The following is a 15,911-nucleotide window of genomic DNA, read 5'->3' on the forward strand; positions in this document are numbered from 1 at the left end:
TACCCTGAATTTTGCCAAAAAGCATGGACTTTGGCTCATCAATGTATACATTGCGTATCCCATGAAAGCCTCAGACAGCCCTTTTCCGCTCAACGCCTGGTACGCCGCCGCCTATGACGTCGAGGTCTCGCACGCATTGCTGGCGCGCACGATCTGCAACCAGAAGCTGGTGCTCTACCGGCGCACCGACGGCCAGGTCGCGGCCCTGGAGGACGCCTGCTGGCACCGCCTGATGCCGCTGTCGCTCGGGCGGCTGGAGGGCGACGAGGTGGTGTGCGGCTACCACGGCCTGGTCTACAACAGCCAGGGCCGCTGCACCTTCATGCCGAGCCAGGAAACGCTCAATCCCTCGGCCTGCGTGCGCGCCTATCCGGTGGTCGAGAAGCACCGATTCGTCTGGGTCTGGCCCGGTGACCCGGCCAAGGTCGACCCGGCGCTGGTGCCCGACATGCACTGGAACGACGACCCCGAGTGGGCCGGCGACGGCAAGATGATCCGCGTCGCCTGCGACTACCGGCTGGTGGTCGACAACCTCATGGACCTGACCCACGAGACCTTCGTGCATGGCTCGTCGATCGGCAACCGCGAGGTGGCCGAGGCGCCTTTCGTCGCCACCCATGGCGACCGTTCGGCCACCGTCACGCGCTGGATGGAGAACATCGACCCGCCACCGTTCTGGGCCGGTCAGATCCACCATGCGCACGGCTACCGGGGCAAGGTCGACCGCTGGCAGATCATTCGCTTCGAAGGGCCCTGCACCGTCAACATCGATGTCGGCGTGGCCGAGGCGGGCAGCGGCGCCGTGCCGCGCGATGGTGCGCCGGGCGACCGCAGCAAAGGCGTCAACGGCTTCGTGCTCAACACCATCACGCCCGAGACCGACAAGACCTGCCTCTACTTCTGGGCCTTCGCGCGCAACTACTGCATCGGCGAACAACGGCTCACGCACCAGTTGCGCGAGGGCGTGTCGGGCATCTTCCGCGAGGACGAGCTGGTGCTCGAAGCCCAGCAGCGCGCGATCGACGACCGGCCCGACTACAGCTTCTACAACCTCAACATCGACGCCGGCTCGATGTGGGCGCGGCGGCTGATCGACCAGATGGTGGCGCGCGAGAAGCCGCGGGCGCCGACGATTCCGATCCAGCCCGCGGAGCTCGCCCGATGAGTGCGCTGCCCGTGGCCGGCGAGCCGGGCGAAGCCGGCGGCTCCCAGGCGGTCAAGGCCCAGTTGCGGCTGCGCGAGATGATCCTGGCCGGCGAGTTGCCGGGCGGCGCGCGGATCGCCGAAGTGGCAGTGTCGGAATTGCTGGGCGTCTCGCGCACGCCGGTGCGCAGCGCGCTGATGCGGCTCGAACAGGAAGGGCTGCTCGAAGCCCTTCCCAACGGCGGCTATGCGGTGCGCACCTTCTCGGAACGCGACGTGGCCGACGCCATCGAACTGCGCGGCACGCTCGAAGGCCTGTCGGCGCGGCTGGCCGCCGAGCGCGGCGCACCGCCGGTGGTGCTGCGCGAGGCCAGGGCCTGCCTGCGGCGCATCGACGAACTGCTGCGCGATCCGGCGCTCGACGACACCGCCTTCTCGCGCTACGTGGCCTTCAACGAGGAATTCCATCGGCTGCTGTCCGAGATGTCGGGCAGTGCGCTGATCGCCAAGCAGATGGAGCGTGTGATCAATCTGCCCTTCGCCTCGCCTTCGGGCTTCGTCGTGGTGCAGGCCAACTCGCCCGCGGCGCGGGACATGCTCCTGATCGCGCAGGACCAGCACGGCCAGGTGCTCGATGCGATCGAGAACCGCGAAGGCTCGCGCGCCGAGGCGCTGATGCGCGAGCACAGCCGCATCGCGCAGCGCAACCTGCGCGAAGCCCTGCATGGCGCCCAGAACCATCCGCTGCCCGGCGTGCAGCTGATCCGGAGGAGAGCATGAACCACCCCCGAAGCGCCTGCGGCGCCGCCCCCCCAAGGGGGCGATACCAGCCGCCTGGCAAAGCCAGATCCGCGGTATCCCTGGACTTGGGGCGTGACGGTTTCACGCGTCGCAGTTCACGCGACGCGCGTGCTGGAAATCTAAGATGAAAAGCGATATCCACTGGATGCCCGCGCGCATCACCTCGCTGCGCGACGTCAGCGCGACCGTGCGCGAGTTCGAGATCAGGCCCGAGTCGGGCATCGTCGACGGGCATGAACCTGGCGCCCACCTGCAGGTGCAGGTGCTGGTCGGAGAGCCCGGTTCGGGGCGCATGCAGAACCGCTCCTATTCGGTGGTCGGCGCCCCCGACGGGCGTGGCTGGCGGATCGCGGTCAAGCGGCTCGACGACGGCCGCGGCGGTTCGCTCGCGATGTGGCGGCTGGCCGTCGGCGACCGGCTGCTGGTGAGCGAGCCCCAGAGCCATTTCGGCCTCGACCTGACGGCGCCCGGCTACCTGCTGGTGGCGGGCGGCATCGGCATCACGCCGCTGGTCCACATGGCGCAGCGCCTGGGTGCGCTGGCCGAGCGCAGCGGGGTGCCGGTGCGCATGCTCTACGGCGCGCGCAGCGAGCAGGAGCTGGCCTACCTGTCTGATTTGCGGCTGGCGCTGGAGCCGCACCCGAGCGCGAGCGTGCAGGCCTACACCGGCAGCACGCCCATCGATTTCGCCGCCGAGATCGCCGCGCTGCCCGCGGGCGGCCAGCTCTACACCTGCGGTCCGGTGCCGATGCTCGAAGCCGTCAAGCGCGCCTGGGCCGCCGCCGGCCGGCCGCAGGCCGACCTGCGTTTCGAGACTTTCGGCAGCAGCGGCCGGCTCGCGACGCAGGCCTTCGAGGTGCGCATTCCGCGCCACGACCTGGTGCTGACCGTTCCCGTCGGCAGCACCCTGCTCGAAGCGCTCGAGGGCGCCGGCGTCCAGACCCTGTGGGACTGCCGGCGCGGCGAATGCGGCCTGTGCGCGATGGACGTGCTCGCGGTCGACGGCGAGATCGACCATCGGGACGTGTTCCTGAGCGAGCACGAGAAGGCATCGGGTCGCCGCATCTGCGCCTGCGTCTCGCGCGCGGTCGGCACGATCACGCTCGACTCCGCCTGGCGGCCCGACCCTCCGTGAGGCGCCGGACTGTCTGCGCGATCATCGCGCATTCGATTTGATGATCGCGCAGAATTTGATTCCACCGGGGCGAGCGCTAGGTGTTTGCCGGAGCCCGGGCTCGCTTGCATCTGGTCACAATATCCCCCGTCCCGCATCCCATTGAATCAGGAGAGTTCCATGCTTCGTCGCCACCTTGTCCAGGCTGCCAGCCTGACCGCCATCGCGCTGGCCATGCCCCTGGCCCACGCGCAAGACAACACCTTCAAGATCGGGATGATCCTGCCGATGACCGGTCAGCAGGCCTCCACCGGTCGCCAGATCGAAGCCGCCGCCCGTCTTTACATGGCGCAGCATGGCGACACGGTCGCCGGCAAGAAGGTCCAGCTGATCGTCAAGGACGACACCGGCCTGCCCGATGTCACCAAGCGCATCGCGCAGGAACTGGTGGTCAACGACAAGGTCAACGTGCTGGCCGGCTTCGGCATCACGCCGTCCGCGCTGGCCGTGGCGCCGATCGCGACCCAGTCGAAGACCCCCGAAGTCGTGATGGCCGCGGCGACCTCGAGCATCACCCAGGCCTCGCCCTACATCGTGCGCTCCAGCTTCACGCTGCCGCAGGTCTCGGTCGCGATGGGCGACTGGGCGCCGAAGAACGGCGTCAAGACCGTGGTCACGCTGGTGGCCGACTACGGCCCGGGCAACGATGCCGAGAAGTACTTCAGCGAGCGTTTCGAGCTCAACGGCGGCAAGGTGATCGAGAAGCTGCGCGTGCCGCTGCGCAACCCCGACTTCGCGCCTTTCCTGCAGAAGGTGCGCGATGCCAAGCCCGACGCGCTGTTCGTCTTCGTGCCCTCGGGCGCCGGTGCGGCGGTGATGAAGCAGTTCCTCGAGCGCGGCATGGACAAGGCCGGCATCAAGATGATCGCCACCGGCGACGTGACCGACGACGACCAGCTCAACGACATGGGCGACGGCGCGCTCGGCGTGGTCACCTCGCACCACTACTCGGCGGCCCATCCCTCGGCCATGAACAAGAAGTTCGTGGAAGACTTCCAGAAGGCCAACAAGAACATGCGGCCGAACTTCATGGCCATCGGCGGCTATGACGGCATGCGCGTGATCTACGAGGCCCTCAAGACCACCAAGGGCCAGGGCGGCGGCGACGCGCTGCTGGCCGCGATGAAGGGCCAGGTCTTCGAGAGCCCGCGCGGCCCGGTGCTGATCGACGCCCAGACCCGCGACATCACGCAGGACGTCTACCTGCGCAAGGTCGAGAAGAAGGACGGGCAGTTCTACAACATCGAGTTCGACGTGATCAAGCAGGTCAAGGACCCGGGCAAGACCAAGTAAGCCAGCCAAAGGGTTCCGGACAGTCGCATGCTGACAATACTTTTCGATGGCATCGCCTACGGCATGCTGCTGTTCGTGCTCGCGGTAGGCCTGGCCGTGACGCTGGGGCTGATGAACTTCATCAACCTCGCGCACGGCGCCTTCGCGATGGCCGGGGGCTATCTCACGGTGTTCGCGATGCAGAAGCTGGGCGTGCCGTTCCTGCTCTGCCTGCCGCTGGCCTTCCTGGTGGTCGGCGCGGCGGGGGCGCTGCTCGAACGCACGCTCTACCGGCCGATGTACGGCAAGGCGCACCTGGACCAGGTGCTGTTTTCCATCGGCCTGGCCTTCATGGCGGTGGCCGCGGTCGACTACTTCGTCGGCTCCTCGCAGCAGAACATCCACCTGCCCGAGTGGCTGCGCGGCCGCACCGAGATCGGCGACGGCGCGCTGCTGCTGGGCATGGGCCACTACCGGATCTTCATCATCGCGGTCTGCGCGCTCCTGACCGTGGTGCTGCAGCTGATCCTCTCCAGAACCCGCTTCGGCAGCCGGCTGCGCGCCGCGGTCGACGACCCGCGCGTGGCGGCCGGGCTGGGCATCAACGTCAACGTCGTGTTCCTGCTCACCTTCGCGGTGGGCTCGGGGCTGGCGGGACTGGGCGGCGCCCTGGGCGCCGAGATCCTCGGGCTCGACCCGACCTTCCCGCTCAAGTACATGATCTATTTCCTCATCGTGGTGTCGGTCGGAGGCACCTCGTCGATCACCGGGCCGCTGCTGGCCGCGCTGCTGCTCGGCATCGCCGACGTGGCCGGCAAGTACTTCATTCCGAAGATGGGCGCCTTCACGGTCTACCTGCTCATCATCCTGATCCTGATGTGGCGGCCGCAGGGGCTGTTCACGCGCAAGGGGGGCAAGTGATGACCAGCGACGCCGGGCCGCCCCAAGGCGCGAAGGGCCCCTCGGGGGGCAGCGAGGACACGCGAGTGCCGAGCGTGGGGGCACAGTCCTTCCAGCAACCGTTGCTTGAAAAGGCGCGCTGGCGGCCCTGGGAATACGCGCTCTGGGCGCTGGCCTTCGTGCTGCCGCTGGTCATGCCCTCGCACGCGCTGATGATCAACGAGATCGCCATCGTCGCGCTGTTCGCGATGTCGCTCGACCTGATCCTCGGCTATGCCGGCGTCGTCTCGCTCGGCCACGCGGGCTTCTTCGGCTTCGGCGCCTACGCCGCGGCGCTGTTCGCCAAGCACGTGATGCCCGATCCGACCGTCGGCCTGCTGGTGGCCGTCGTGCTGTCGGCCGCCCTCGGCGCGGTTGCGAGCATCACCATCCTGCGCGGCAGCGACCTGACCCGCCTCATGGTCACGCTCGGCACCGCGCTGCTGCTGCTCGAACTCGCGAACAAGCTCGACTGGCTGACCGGCGGCGCCGATGGCCTGCAGGGCGTGGAGATGGGGCCGGTTCTGGGCTTCTTCGCCTTCGACATCTCCGGTCGCACGGCCGCCTGGTACTCGCTGTCGGTGATGCTGCTGCTGTTCCTGCTGATGCGCCGACTGGTGCACTCGCCCTTCGGCGCCACGCTCAAGGCGGTGCGCGACAACCGGCTGCGCGCGATGGCCATCGGCATCCCGGTGGTCTCGCGGCTGGCCGTGATCTACACCGTGGCTGCGGCGATCGCGGGCGCCGCGGGCGCGCTGCTGGCGCAGACCACCGGCTTCGCCTCGCTCGACGTGCTGGCCTTCGACCGCTCGGCCGACGTGCTGCTGATGCTGGTGATCGGCGGCGTGGGCTGGCTCTATGGCGGCATCGCGGGCGCGATCGTCTTCAAGCTGCTGCAGGACACGCTGTCGACCGTCACGCCGCAGTACTGGATGTTCTGGATCGGCCTGATCCTGGTGCTGCTGGTGCTGGTCGGGCGGGATCGGCTCTTGAAGCCCTGGAACTGGTTCGGCGCGCGAAAGGCGGTCCGGTCATGAGCCGTACTCCAGCGAGCGAGATCGTGCTGTCCGCCACCGGCCTGGTGATGCGCTTCGGCGGCATCACGGCCACCAACGATGTCTCGCTCAACCTGCGGCGCGGCGCCCGCCATGCGCTGATCGGTCCCAACGGCGCCGGCAAGACCACGCTGATCAACCTGCTGACCGGCGTGCTCACGCCGACCGCGGGCCGGATCGTGCTCGAGGGCGAGGACATCACGCGCCTGGCGCCGCACCGCCGGGTCGCGCGCGGCATGGTCCGCACCTTCCAGATCAACCAGCTGTTCGATTCGATGACGCCGCTGGAGACGCTGGCGCTGGTGGTGTCGCAGCACACCGGCGTCGGCGCGCAATGGTGGCGCCCGCTGGGGTCGTCGAAGGCCGTGGCCGAGCGCGCCGGGCAGTTGCTCGAGCAGTTCCGGCTTGCCGACGTCGCGCAGCAGCAGACCAGGCACCTGGCCTACGGCAAGCGCCGGCTGCTCGAGATCGCGATCGCGCTGGCCTGCGAGCCGCGCGTGCTGCTGCTCGACGAGCCCGTGGCCGGCGTGCCGGCCGGCGAGCGCGAAGAGCTGCTGGAGACCGTGGCGGCGCTGCCGGCCGACGTGTCGGTGCTCCTGATCGAGCACGACATGGACCTGGTGTTCAGCTTCGCCGACCGCATGACCGTGCTGGTCAACGGCTCGCTGCTGACCGAGGGCGACCCGGACACGATCGCCAACGATCCCAAGGTGAAAGAGGTCTATCTCGGCCATGGAGCCGTGCATGAGTGAATTGCTTCGCATCGAGAACCTGAGCGCCGGCTATGGCGAGGCCGTGGTTGTGCACGACATCGCGCTGGCGCTCGGCGAAGGCCAGACACTGGCGCTGCTGGGCCGCAACGGCACCGGCAAGACCACGCTGATCAACACGCTGGCCGGCGCGACGCGCCAGCACGGCGGCAGCATCACGCTGGGCGGCGCGGCGCTGCACAAGCTGCCGCCGCACCAGCGCGCCGCGGCGGGCATCGGCTGGGTGCCGCAGGAGCGCAACATCTTCAAGTCGCTCACGGTGCACGAGAACCTCACGGCGGTGGAGCGGCCCGGGCGCTGGAACCCGCAGCGCGTCTACGAGATGTTCCCGCGCCTCGCGGAGCGCAAGGGCAACCTGGGCACGCAGCTGTCGGGCGGCGAGCAGCAGATGCTCGCGGTCGGCCGGGCGCTGGTGCTGAACCCGACGCTGCTGCTGCTCGACGAGCCGCTCGAGGGACTGGCGCCGATCATCGTCGAGGAACTGCTGCGCGCCATCCGCCGCATCACCCGCGACGAGGGCCTGGCGGCCATCATCGTCGAGCAGCATCCGCAGGCGATCCTTGCGATTTCCGACGAGGCGGTGGTGCTGGACCACGGCACCGTGGTGCACGCCGACCATGCGGCCACCCTGCGTGCCCAGCCCGAGGTGCTGGAACGCCTGCTCGGGGTTGGCCGCTAGGGCGCATCGGCCTACACTCGCGGGCCACGATCCAGGCTGATCGGAAAGGCGAACCATGGCATCGATTCGACAGGAAATCCAGGTCGCGGCGAGCGCCGAGACAATCTGGGACGCGGTGCGCGACGTTGGCGAGATCCACCGCCGGCTGGTGCCGGGCTTCGTGACCGACTGCTGGCTCGAGGGCGGCACCCGCATCGTCACCTTCGCCAACGGCCTCGTGGCGCGCGAGCTGATCGTCGATTGCGACGATGCGGCGCGGCGCCTCGCCTGGTCCGCGAGCGGGGGGCGCCTGACGCACCACAACGCCTCGCTGCAGGTGTTCGCCGAAGACGCCACCCACAGCCGCCTGGTCTGGATCGCCGACCTGACGCCGAACGAGATGGCGGCGCCGATCGCCGCCATGATCGCCGACGGAATGCGGGCGATGAAGAAGACCCTGGAAGCTTGAGTCCAGCCTCCGCCACGCGCTCTTCACGGGAGCCGCGGCGGAACCGGCTCCGCCGGGCCGCAGCGCGGCGCCCCCTGCAAGGGGGTGGGCGGCCACACGAAGTGAGGCCAACCTGGGGGTGTGCTCAATACCCCACGGTGAAGCGCTGGCGGGAGTGCTTCGGAGATTCGATCTCGTCGACCATGGCGATCGCGTAGTCCTCCATCGAGATCCAGCTCTTGCCGTTCGCATCGCTCAGCAGGCCGTCGCCGCCGAGCCGGAACCTCCTCGTGCGCGGGCCCGGCTCGAAGATCGCGGAGGGCGACAGGAAGGTCCAGTCGAGCGACTTTTCCGCCCGCAGCGCGGCCAGCATCACGCCGCCGGCCTTCGCTTCGGGCTTGTAGGCGTCGGGGAAGCCGGGCGTGTCGAGCAGCGCCACCCCCGGCGCGACCTCCAGGCTGCCGGCGCCGCCGACCACCAGCAGGCGCGGCACGCCGGCCTTCCTGGCCGCAGCGACGAGGGTGGCGGCATCGGTGCCGCCGGCGAAGCGGGTCGCGCTGAGCACGGCGTCATGGCCGCGCAACAGGGGAACCAGGGCGTCGACCGATGTCGCGTCGGCGGTCTTCACGGTCAGCCCGGGTCGGGCTTCGACGCCGTCGACCTTGCGCGCGATGCCGGTGACGCTGTGGCCGCGCGCCAGCAGTTCGTGGGCGATGCGTGAACCGGCGCGGCCGGTGATGCCGAGGAGGGCGATCTTGCTCATGTGGGATCCTTGGGTGGTGGTTGGAAAAAGGGCGATGCCGTGCTTCAGCCGAACGAAGCCGTCGGCGGCAGTGCGTCGATCAGGGCGTCGAGTTGCGCGGCCCAGGCCTCGGGTCGGCCGAGGTAGCGGCCGGTGTCCAGCGGCGTCAGCCGGCCGTCGGCGGTGGCGAGCGCCAGGGTCGGAAAGCCTTGTCCGCCGGCCCTGTCCAGCCAGCGCCGGCTGTCGTCGATATGGCGCTGGGTGGGCTCGCCGGCCAGGAAGTCGAAGGTGTCGGAATAGGCCGCGGCATCGAGGCCGAGTTCTGCAGCCAGTTCGCGCAGGACCGCTGCCTCGGCGATGCGGCGGCCTTCGACATAATGGGCGCGCTGCACGCGCTCGATCATGTCCAGCCCCCGGCCGGCCTCTGCCTCGGCCGCGAGCACCGCGGTCAATGGCGGCGCGGAGTCCAGCGTCGCGCCGGTGTCGTTCAGGAGTCCGTCGAAGTAGGCGGCGCCGAAGGGCTGGCCGCTGAGTTGGGCGATGCGATGGTCATGCGGCATCACGTAGTCGCGCCATTCGGGCGTGATGGCGCGCCGGTTGCTGCCGGTGAGCATGCCGCCGCCGTGGAATTCGATGGACAGGGCCGGCACGCTGCGCGCGGCTTCGATCAACGGCGCCGCGGCATAGCACCAGCCGCACAGCGGATCGAAGACATAGTGCAGGATCGCGCGCCGGGGAAGGGGGGACGATTCAGTCATGGCCCGAATCGTATGTTTCTTGATTCGATCAAAAAACCCCGTAGCATGCAATTATTTGTTGCTTGAATCGATCGAATATGGACCGCATCACCGCCGCCGAGGTTTTCGTCCGGATCGCCGAGCGCGGCAGCATGACCGCCGCCGCCGAGGCGCTCGACATGTCGCGCGCCATGGTCACCCGCTACCTTGCGCAGATGGAGCAGTGGGCCGGCGCGCGGCTGCTGCATCGCACGACGCGCCGGCTGAGCCTCACGGAGGCCGGCGAGGAAACGCTGGCGCGCTGCCGCCGGATGCTCGAGGCCGCGGCCGAGATGRCAATGGCCTCCAGCGCCGGGGCGGACCAGCCCCGTGGCCTGCTGCGCGTCGCCTGCGCGCAGTCGCTGGCCCAGGACGTGCTCGCGTCGGCGGTCGCCGACTACCTGCGCCGCTACCGCCAAGCAGCGATCGACCTCCACATCGATGCCCGGCCGGTGAATCTGGTCGAGGAGCGCATCGACCTGGCGATCCGCATCACCAACGAACTCGACCCGAACCTGATCGCCCGCCCGCTGGGCCGCTGCGCTTCGGTGATCTGCGCCTCGCCCGCCTATCTGGCCGCGCACGGCACGCCGCACAGCGTGCAGGACCTGGCGACCCACAACTGCCTGACCTACTCCTACTTCGGCAAGAGCCTGTGGCAGTTCGATCATGGCGACGAGCGCATCGCGGTGCCGGTCAGCGGGAGGCTCAGCGCCAACGAGTCGCAGGTGCTGCTGGCGGCGGCCCTCGAGGGCGCCGGCATCGCGATGCAGCCAGCCTATTCGGCCAACGGTCCGATCGCGCAGGGCCGGCTGGTGGCGCTGCTGCCCGGCTTCGTGCCGCAAGGCCTGGGGGTCTATGGCGTCTACGCGTCGCGGCGCCAGATGCCGGCGTCGCTGCGGGTGCTGCTGGATTTCCTGGTGCTGCGCTTCGCCGACCCGGCCCACTGGCCGCCGCAGGAACTCAGCCCTCCGGCCCCACCGCGCGGTAGAGCGCGCGCACGAAATCCGACTGCGTGATCATGCCGGTGAGGCGGCGCTCGCTGTCGATGATCGGAATGTGGTGGTGCCCGCCTTCGGAGAACAGTGGCACCAGCTCCGCCAGCGGGCGCTCCTCGCTGGCCACGCGCACCTGGCGCGTCATGATCTGGCCCACCACTTCGGGCTTGCTCGACATCACGCTGCGGGTCGCGCGGATCAGGTCGCGCAGCCGCCCGCCGATGCCGTCGTGGTGCTGCAGGTCGATCTGGCGGAAGAAGTCGGCCTGGGTGACGATCCCGACCACCCGACGCGTGCGGTCGATCACCGGCAGCGCCTTGATGCGGCGCTCGTGCATCAGCGACCAGGCCTCCTGCAAGGGCGTGCCGAACTCGGCCACCACCGGCTCGCGCGACATGATGTCGACGCAGCGCACCGTGCCCAGCCGCCGGCGCCAGGATTCCATCTCGGTCTCCCGGATCAGGGTTTCCAGGTCGTCGCGGCTGATGTCCAGCACCTGGTTGTAGCGTGCCAGCACGGCGTCGATGTCGGCGGAGCTGAAGCGGGTATCGGCCGTGGGCTGGCGCGGCGCCAGCTGCACATGCGGGTAGCGGCGGCCGGTCAGGCTGTTGTAGGCCACGCCGGCCAGCACCAGCAGCAGCGAATCGACCATCACCGGCAGGAAGGCGAAAGGCAGTTCGCCGGTGTGCGTGAGCACGGCCAGCAGCGCCACGGCGCCGCCCGGCGGGTGCAGGCAGCGCAGCGCGAACATCAGGCTGATGGCCAGCGCGGTCGCCAGCGCACCGACCCAGACGGCGTCGGGCAGCCAGCGGGCGCAGGCGACGCCGACCAGCGCCGCGAGGGTGTTGCCGCCGATCACGGGCCAGGGTTGCGCCAGGGGGCTGGCCGGCAGCGCGAACACCAGCACCGCGCTGGCGCCCAGCGGCGCGACCAGCCAGCCGCTGCCGCCGGCCAGCCATTCGCAAACCAGCCCGGTGAACAGCAGCCCGAACGCGGCGCCCGCGGCCGCGCGCAGGCGTTCGCGTCCATCGACCGGGGTCCGGCCTGGCAACCAGGCGCGCGCGAAACTCCGCAGGTCTTCGGTCCGCATCACTTCGTCTTTGCGCCGGGCAGGGGCGTGGCGCGCGGCGCATGAAGTCGTCGCTGCCCGAGGCCAGGTGCACCGCGGAACCGGCTTTGCCGGGCCGCTGGTGTTGCCCCCTTGAGGGGCTGAGGGCCGCGGCTCCGAGCCTGCCTGCGCAGGCTCGGACGGCTCGGACGGCCCCGAAGAGCCGCCACCTCCGGCGGCGACTCGGAGGCGGCTACACGAAGTGAGCAAGCAACGGGGGTGGGCGTCATCAGGCTGCCTCGCCGCCGGCGACCAGTCGCCCGATCTCGGGCCAGCGCCCGTGCAGCCAGACCCAGGCCACCAGCCCGACGCTGAGCATCAGCAGCGAGGTGGCGGCCAGCCACAGCGTGGAGTGCATCACCAGCGGCGCGATCACGCCGGCGACGACGCCGTTGGCCGTGGAGCCGATCACCGCCTGCAGCGACGAGGCCATGCCACGGCGCTCGGGGTGGAGGTCGAGCACCAGCAGCGTCACCACCGGCACCATCAGCGCCCAGCCGAAGGCGAACACCGCCAGCGGCCAGAGCGCCCAGGCGGCATGCGGCGGGAAGAGGGCGTTGGCGGCCACGTTGACGACCGAAGTCGCCAGCATGATCACGAAGCCGTCGCGGATCTGGCGCTTCGGTGCCACCTTGCCGGCCATGCGGCCGCTGGCCCAGGCGCCGGCCATGATGCCGCCGATGGTCAGGATGAAGAACCAGAAGAACTGCGTCGGCGCCAGCGCGAGGTGATCGCCGAGGAAGGCCGGAGCCGCCAGCACGTAGAGGAACATGCCGTTGAACGGCACGCCGCTGGCCAGCGCCAGCAGCAGAAAGCGCGGGTCGGAGCACAGGTCCCAGTAGCCGCGCATCAGGTGCCGGACCTCGAAGGGCTGGCGCTGGTCCAGGTGCAGCGTCTCGGGCAGCAGCTTGAAGTTGGCAACCCACAGCACCACGCCGACCCCGACCAGGAACCAGAAGATGCTGTGCCAGCCGAGGTGGACGAACAGGAAGCCGCCCACGATCGGCGCGATCGCCGGCGCGACGCCGAAATAGATCGTCACCTGGCTCATGACCTTCTGCGCCTCGGCCGGCGGGAACATGTCGCGGATCACCGCGCGCGAGACGACGATCCCGGCACCCGTCGACAGGCCCTGCAACGCCCGGAACAGGACCAACTGCCCGATGGTCTGCGACAGCGCGCATCCCAGCGATGCCACGGTGAAGACCGCCAGGCCCCACAGCACCACCGGCCGGCGCCCGAAGCTGTCCGACAGCGCGCCGTGGAACAGGTTCATGAAGGCGAAGCCGAACAGGTAGGCCGACAGCGTCTGCTGCATCTCGCCCGGCGTGGCGCCGATCGAGCGCGCGATGCCCGAGAAGGCCGGGATGTAGGTGTCGATGGAGAACGGGCCCAGCATGCCCAGCACCGCCAGCAGCACGGCCAGCGCCCAGCGCGGCGCGCGCCAGAGTTTGTCGGCATCGGGGTTCATGGTCGGTGTCTCCGGTCGGTTCTTGGTGCTCTTGAAAAAAGAAGGGCGCCCGAAGGCGCCTTTCTTGTCCGGCTTGCAGCGAGCCTACAGGGTATCAATAAAGCTGCGCAGCTTGTCCGAGCGGCTCGGGTGCTTGAGCTTGCGCAGCGCCTTGGCTTCGATCTGGCGGATGCGCTCGCGCGTCACGTCGAACTGCTTGCCGACTTCTTCCAGCGTGTGGTCGGTCGACATCTCGATGCCGAAGCGCATGCGCAGCACCTTGGCTTCGCGCGGCGTCAGGCTGTCGAGGATGTCCTTGACCACGTCGCGCAGGCCGGCCTGCATCGCGGCCTCGATCGGCGCCGTGTTGCTGCTGTCCTCGATGAAGTCGCCCAGGTGCGAATCGTCGTCGTCGCCGATGGGGGTTTCCATCGAGATCGGCTCCTTCGCGATCTTCATGATCTTGCGGATCTTGTCTTCCGGGATCTCCATCTTGGCGGCCAGGATGCCGGCGTCGGGCTCGAAGCCGAACTCCTGCAGATGCTGGCGGCTGATGCGGTTCATCTTGTTGATGGTCTCGATCATGTGCACCGGGATGCGGATGGTGCGCGCCTGGTCGGCGATCGAGCGGGTGATGGCCTGGCGGATCCACCACGTCGCATAGGTCGAGAACTTGTAGCCGCGACGGTATTCGAACTTGTCGACCGCCTTCATCAGGCCGATGTTGCCTTCCTGGATCAGGTCCAGGAACTGCAGGCCGCGGTTGGTGTACTTCTTGGCGATCGAGATCACGAGGCGCAGGTTGGCCTCGATCATTTCCTTCTTGGCATCGCGCGAGGAGGATTCGCCCTCGTTCATGCGCTTGTTGATGTCCTTGAGCTCGGCCAGCGGCACCACGACGCGCGACTGGATGTCGGTCAGGCGCTGCTGCAGTTCCTGCACCGGAGGGATGTTGCGCGCCATCACGGCGCTCCAGGGCTTGGCCGAAGCGGCCTGCTTCTCGACCCACTTGAGGTTGAGCAGGTTGGAGGCGACGCGGTTGCCGTTCTTGTCGTAGCCGCTGAAGTCGCGGATGAACTCTTCCTGCGGGAAGCCGCACTTGTCCACGATGATGCGGCGCAGCTCGCGCTCCTTCTTGCGGACGTCGTCGACCTGGGTGCGAACCAGGTCGCACAGCTTCTCGATCGTGCGGGCCGTGAAGCGGATGGTCATCAGCTCTTCGGACACGGCCTGCTGCGCCTTGGTGTACGCCGGCGTGCCGTAGCCTTCTTTTTCGTAGATCTTGTGGATCTTCTCGAACAGCACGGCGATGCGATCGAAGCGCTCGAGCGCGTCGCGCTTGAGTTCCTCGAGCTTCTTGGTCAGGGCCTTGGAGCCGCCCTTGCCGTCGTCGTCGTCTTCCTCGTCGAACTCGTCGAAGTCTTCCTCGGCCACGTAGTCGTCGGCCTCGTTGGGGTTCGAGAAGCCGTCGACGATGGTCGAGATCACGACCTTGCCATCACGGATCGTGGCGGCCATTTCGAGGATCGCGGCGATGGTCGCGGGCGAAGCCGAGATCGCTTCCATCATGGCCATCAGGCCGCCTTCGATGCGCTTGGCGATTTCGATTTCGCCTTCGCGCGTCAGCAGCTCGACCGTGCCCATTTCGCGCATGTACATGCGGACCGGGTCGGTGGTGCGGCCGAACTCGCTGTCCACCGTGGACAGGGCGGCTTCGGCTTCTTCTTCAGCTTCCTCGACCGTGGTGGCGGTCGGGGCGGTGTTGTTCAGCAGCAGCGTTTCGGCGTCGGGCGTCTGCTCGTAGACGGCCACGCCCATGTCGTTGAGCATGGTGACCACGACTTCCATGGTCTCGGCGTCGACCAGCTTGTCGGGCAGGTGGTCGGAGATTTCGCCGTGCGTGAGGTAGCCGCGGGTCTTGCCCAGCGTGATCAGGGTCTTCAGGCGCGAACGGCGCTTGGCCAGGTCTTCCTCGGACAGGACGGTCTCGTCGAGGCCGAACTCCTTCATCAAGGCGCGTTCCTTCGCCTTGCTGATCTTCATGCGCAGCGGCTTGACCTTTTCCTCGGTCGTCGTGGCCGCCGGTTCTTCACCGACCAGTTCGTCCTCGATGTCGGACAGGTCGACGTCGCTGGACGTCGCTTCGTTGCCGGCCTTGGGCTTGCGGCCGCGCTTGGCGCCGGTGGCGGTGGAGGTGCCGGCGGCCTTGGGCGGACGGCCTACTTTCTTGGCGGCGGGCTTGGCGGTGGTGGGTTCGGCAGGGACAGTCGTTTTGGTGGGCACGGTTTTCACTTTCGTTGCGGCAGACGCCTTGGAGGCGACGGCAGCCGTCTTGGTTGCCTGCAGCGCGGCGGACTTCGACGGTTTTTCTGCAGCGAGCTTCTTGGCAGCGGACACGGCAGGCTTCTTTGAACTGGGCATACGACCTCGTACAACAAGATGGACCAAGCGGAATCACACGCGCCTCAAACCCGGCGCAGGCAGGAGCACAAACACTGCGGCGTCGGGGACATGAATCCTCGAACAGCCGTCAAAAGGCAAGATGTCGGGCGAACATTTGGTGTGCAGTCCTTGCGG

At 68.5% G+C, this 15,911-nt stretch carries 15 protein-coding genes; 10 read left to right on the forward strand and 5 right to left on the reverse strand.

The features are described from left to right. Nucleotides 1-61: 61 nt before the first annotated feature. The 9 genes from AC1DYK_RS19270 (at nucleotide 62) to AC1DYK_RS19310 (ending at nucleotide 8,281) form a co-directional block, all read left to right on the forward strand. Complete coding sequence (locus tag AC1DYK_RS19270; RefSeq protein WP_478167761.1) at nucleotides 62-1,165, forward strand: aromatic ring-hydroxylating dioxygenase subunit alpha; 1,104 nt, start codon at nucleotides 62-64, stop codon at nucleotides 1,163-1,165. Beyond that, nucleotides 1,162-1,923 (forward strand): GntR family transcriptional regulator, encoded by a 762-nt coding sequence (locus AC1DYK_RS19275; protein ID WP_478167762.1) that lies wholly within the window; start codon nucleotides 1,162-1,164, stop codon nucleotides 1,921-1,923. Before AC1DYK_RS19270 ends, AC1DYK_RS19275 begins: the two co-directional genes overlap by 4 nt. 145 nt (nucleotides 1,924-2,068) lie before the next feature. Next, nucleotides 2,069-3,079 (forward strand): PDR/VanB family oxidoreductase, encoded by a 1,011-nt coding sequence (locus tag AC1DYK_RS19280; RefSeq protein ID WP_478167763.1) that lies wholly within the window; start codon nucleotides 2,069-2,071, stop codon nucleotides 3,077-3,079. 159 nt (nucleotides 3,080-3,238) lie between these two features. Continuing rightward, the gene (locus tag AC1DYK_RS19285) at nucleotides 3,239-4,411 is read left to right on the forward strand and encodes an ABC transporter substrate-binding protein (RefSeq protein WP_478167764.1); all 1,173 of its coding nucleotides are present in this window, start codon (nucleotides 3,239-3,241) and stop codon (nucleotides 4,409-4,411) included. A gap of 27 nt (nucleotides 4,412-4,438) precedes the next feature. Continuing rightward, the gene (locus AC1DYK_RS19290) at nucleotides 4,439-5,311 is read left to right on the forward strand and encodes a branched-chain amino acid ABC transporter permease (RefSeq protein ID WP_478167765.1); all 873 of its coding nucleotides are present in this window, start codon (nucleotides 4,439-4,441) and stop codon (nucleotides 5,309-5,311) included. After that, nucleotides 5,311-6,366 carry a branched-chain amino acid ABC transporter permease gene (locus AC1DYK_RS19295; RefSeq protein ID WP_478167766.1) on the forward strand — a complete coding sequence of 352 codons (1,056 nt, stop codon included), beginning with the start codon at nucleotides 5,311-5,313 and terminating at the stop codon, nucleotides 6,364-6,366. The genes AC1DYK_RS19290 and AC1DYK_RS19295 overlap by 1 nt, the downstream gene beginning before the upstream one ends. Further along, entirely contained in the window at nucleotides 6,363-7,136 is a 774-nt protein-coding gene (locus AC1DYK_RS19300) for an ABC transporter ATP-binding protein (protein WP_478167767.1), read from the forward strand. Before AC1DYK_RS19295 ends, AC1DYK_RS19300 begins: the two co-directional genes overlap by 4 nt. Continuing rightward, nucleotides 7,129-7,833 carry an ABC transporter ATP-binding protein gene (locus tag AC1DYK_RS19305; RefSeq protein WP_478086351.1) on the forward strand — a complete coding sequence of 235 codons (705 nt, stop codon included), beginning with the start codon at nucleotides 7,129-7,131 and terminating at the stop codon, nucleotides 7,831-7,833. Before AC1DYK_RS19300 ends, AC1DYK_RS19305 begins: the two co-directional genes overlap by 8 nt. Before the next feature lie 55 nt (nucleotides 7,834-7,888). After that, on the forward strand, nucleotides 7,889-8,281 hold the full coding sequence (locus AC1DYK_RS19310) for an SRPBCC family protein (RefSeq protein ID WP_478167768.1): 393 nt from the start codon (nucleotides 7,889-7,891) through the stop codon (nucleotides 8,279-8,281). A gap of 124 nt (nucleotides 8,282-8,405) precedes the next feature. Here AC1DYK_RS19310 and AC1DYK_RS19315 read toward each other — a convergent pair whose 3' ends face one another. Further along, nucleotides 8,406-9,023 (reverse strand): NAD(P)-dependent oxidoreductase, encoded by a 618-nt coding sequence (locus AC1DYK_RS19315; RefSeq protein ID WP_478167769.1) that lies wholly within the window; start codon nucleotides 9,021-9,023, stop codon nucleotides 8,406-8,408. Between the two features lie 44 nt (nucleotides 9,024-9,067). Then, complete coding sequence (locus tag AC1DYK_RS19320) at nucleotides 9,068-9,760, reverse strand: DsbA family protein (RefSeq protein ID WP_478167770.1); 693 nt, start codon at nucleotides 9,758-9,760, stop codon at nucleotides 9,068-9,070. A gap of 77 nt (nucleotides 9,761-9,837) precedes the next feature. Between AC1DYK_RS19320 and AC1DYK_RS19325 the strand changes: the two genes are divergently transcribed. Beyond that, on the forward strand, nucleotides 9,838-10,797 hold the full coding sequence (locus tag AC1DYK_RS19325) for a LysR family transcriptional regulator (RefSeq protein ID WP_478167771.1): 960 nt from the start codon (nucleotides 9,838-9,840) through the stop codon (nucleotides 10,795-10,797). Here AC1DYK_RS19325 and AC1DYK_RS19330 read toward each other — a convergent pair. The 3 genes from AC1DYK_RS19330 to rpoD form a co-directional block, all read right to left on the reverse strand. Then, on the reverse strand, nucleotides 10,742-11,866 hold the full coding sequence (locus tag AC1DYK_RS19330) for an HPP family protein (RefSeq protein WP_478167772.1): 1,125 nt from the start codon (nucleotides 11,864-11,866) through the stop codon (nucleotides 10,742-10,744). The genes AC1DYK_RS19325 and AC1DYK_RS19330 overlap by 56 nt on opposite strands. A 247-nt stretch (nucleotides 11,867-12,113) precedes the next feature. Then, nucleotides 12,114-13,355 carry a multidrug effflux MFS transporter gene (locus tag AC1DYK_RS19335; protein WP_478167773.1) on the reverse strand — a complete coding sequence of 414 codons (1,242 nt, stop codon included), beginning with the start codon at nucleotides 13,353-13,355 and terminating at the stop codon, nucleotides 12,114-12,116. 84 nt (nucleotides 13,356-13,439) lie between these two features. Beyond that, complete coding sequence (gene rpoD / locus AC1DYK_RS19340) at nucleotides 13,440-15,755, reverse strand: RNA polymerase sigma factor RpoD (protein WP_478167774.1); 2,316 nt, start codon at nucleotides 15,753-15,755, stop codon at nucleotides 13,440-13,442. Nucleotides 15,756-15,911: the final 156 nt, after the last annotated feature.

Source organism: Variovorax sp. P2_H12, from assembly GCF_056403395.1.

Bases quoted from the DNA above. Each gene is read 5' to 3' on its own strand.
- AC1DYK_RS19270 (WP_478167761.1), top strand. From the start codon at position 62: ATGAAAGCCTCAGACAGCCCTTTTCCGCTCAACGCCTGGTACGCCGCC.
- AC1DYK_RS19275 (WP_478167762.1), top strand. From the start codon at position 1,162: ATGAGTGCGCTGCCCGTGGCCGGCGAGCCGGGCGAAGCCGGCGGCTCC.
- AC1DYK_RS19280 (WP_478167763.1), top strand. From the start codon at position 2,069: ATGAAAAGCGATATCCACTGGATGCCCGCGCGCATCACCTCGCTGCGC.
- AC1DYK_RS19285 (WP_478167764.1), top strand. From the start codon at position 3,239: ATGCTTCGTCGCCACCTTGTCCAGGCTGCCAGCCTGACCGCCATCGCG.
- AC1DYK_RS19290 (WP_478167765.1), top strand. From the start codon at position 4,439: ATGCTGACAATACTTTTCGATGGCATCGCCTACGGCATGCTGCTGTTC.
- AC1DYK_RS19295 (WP_478167766.1), top strand. From the start codon at position 5,311: ATGACCAGCGACGCCGGGCCGCCCCAAGGCGCGAAGGGCCCCTCGGGG.
- AC1DYK_RS19300 (WP_478167767.1), top strand. From the start codon at position 6,363: ATGAGCCGTACTCCAGCGAGCGAGATCGTGCTGTCCGCCACCGGCCTG.
- AC1DYK_RS19305 (WP_478086351.1), top strand. From the start codon at position 7,129: ATGAGTGAATTGCTTCGCATCGAGAACCTGAGCGCCGGCTATGGCGAG.
- AC1DYK_RS19310 (WP_478167768.1), top strand. From the start codon at position 7,889: ATGGCATCGATTCGACAGGAAATCCAGGTCGCGGCGAGCGCCGAGACA.
- AC1DYK_RS19315 (WP_478167769.1), bottom strand. From the start codon at position 9,023: ATGAGCAAGATCGCCCTCCTCGGCATCACCGGCCGCGCCGGTTCACGC.
- AC1DYK_RS19320 (WP_478167770.1), bottom strand. From the start codon at position 9,760: ATGACTGAATCGTCCCCCCTTCCCCGGCGCGCGATCCTGCACTATGTC.
- AC1DYK_RS19330 (WP_478167772.1), bottom strand. From the start codon at position 11,866: ATGCGGACCGAAGACCTGCGGAGTTTCGCGCGCGCCTGGTTGCCAGGC.
- AC1DYK_RS19335 (WP_478167773.1), bottom strand. From the start codon at position 13,355: ATGAACCCCGATGCCGACAAACTCTGGCGCGCGCCGCGCTGGGCGCTG.
- rpoD (WP_478167774.1), bottom strand. From the start codon at position 15,755: ATGCCCAGTTCAAAGAAGCCTGCCGTGTCCGCTGCCAAGAAGCTCGCT.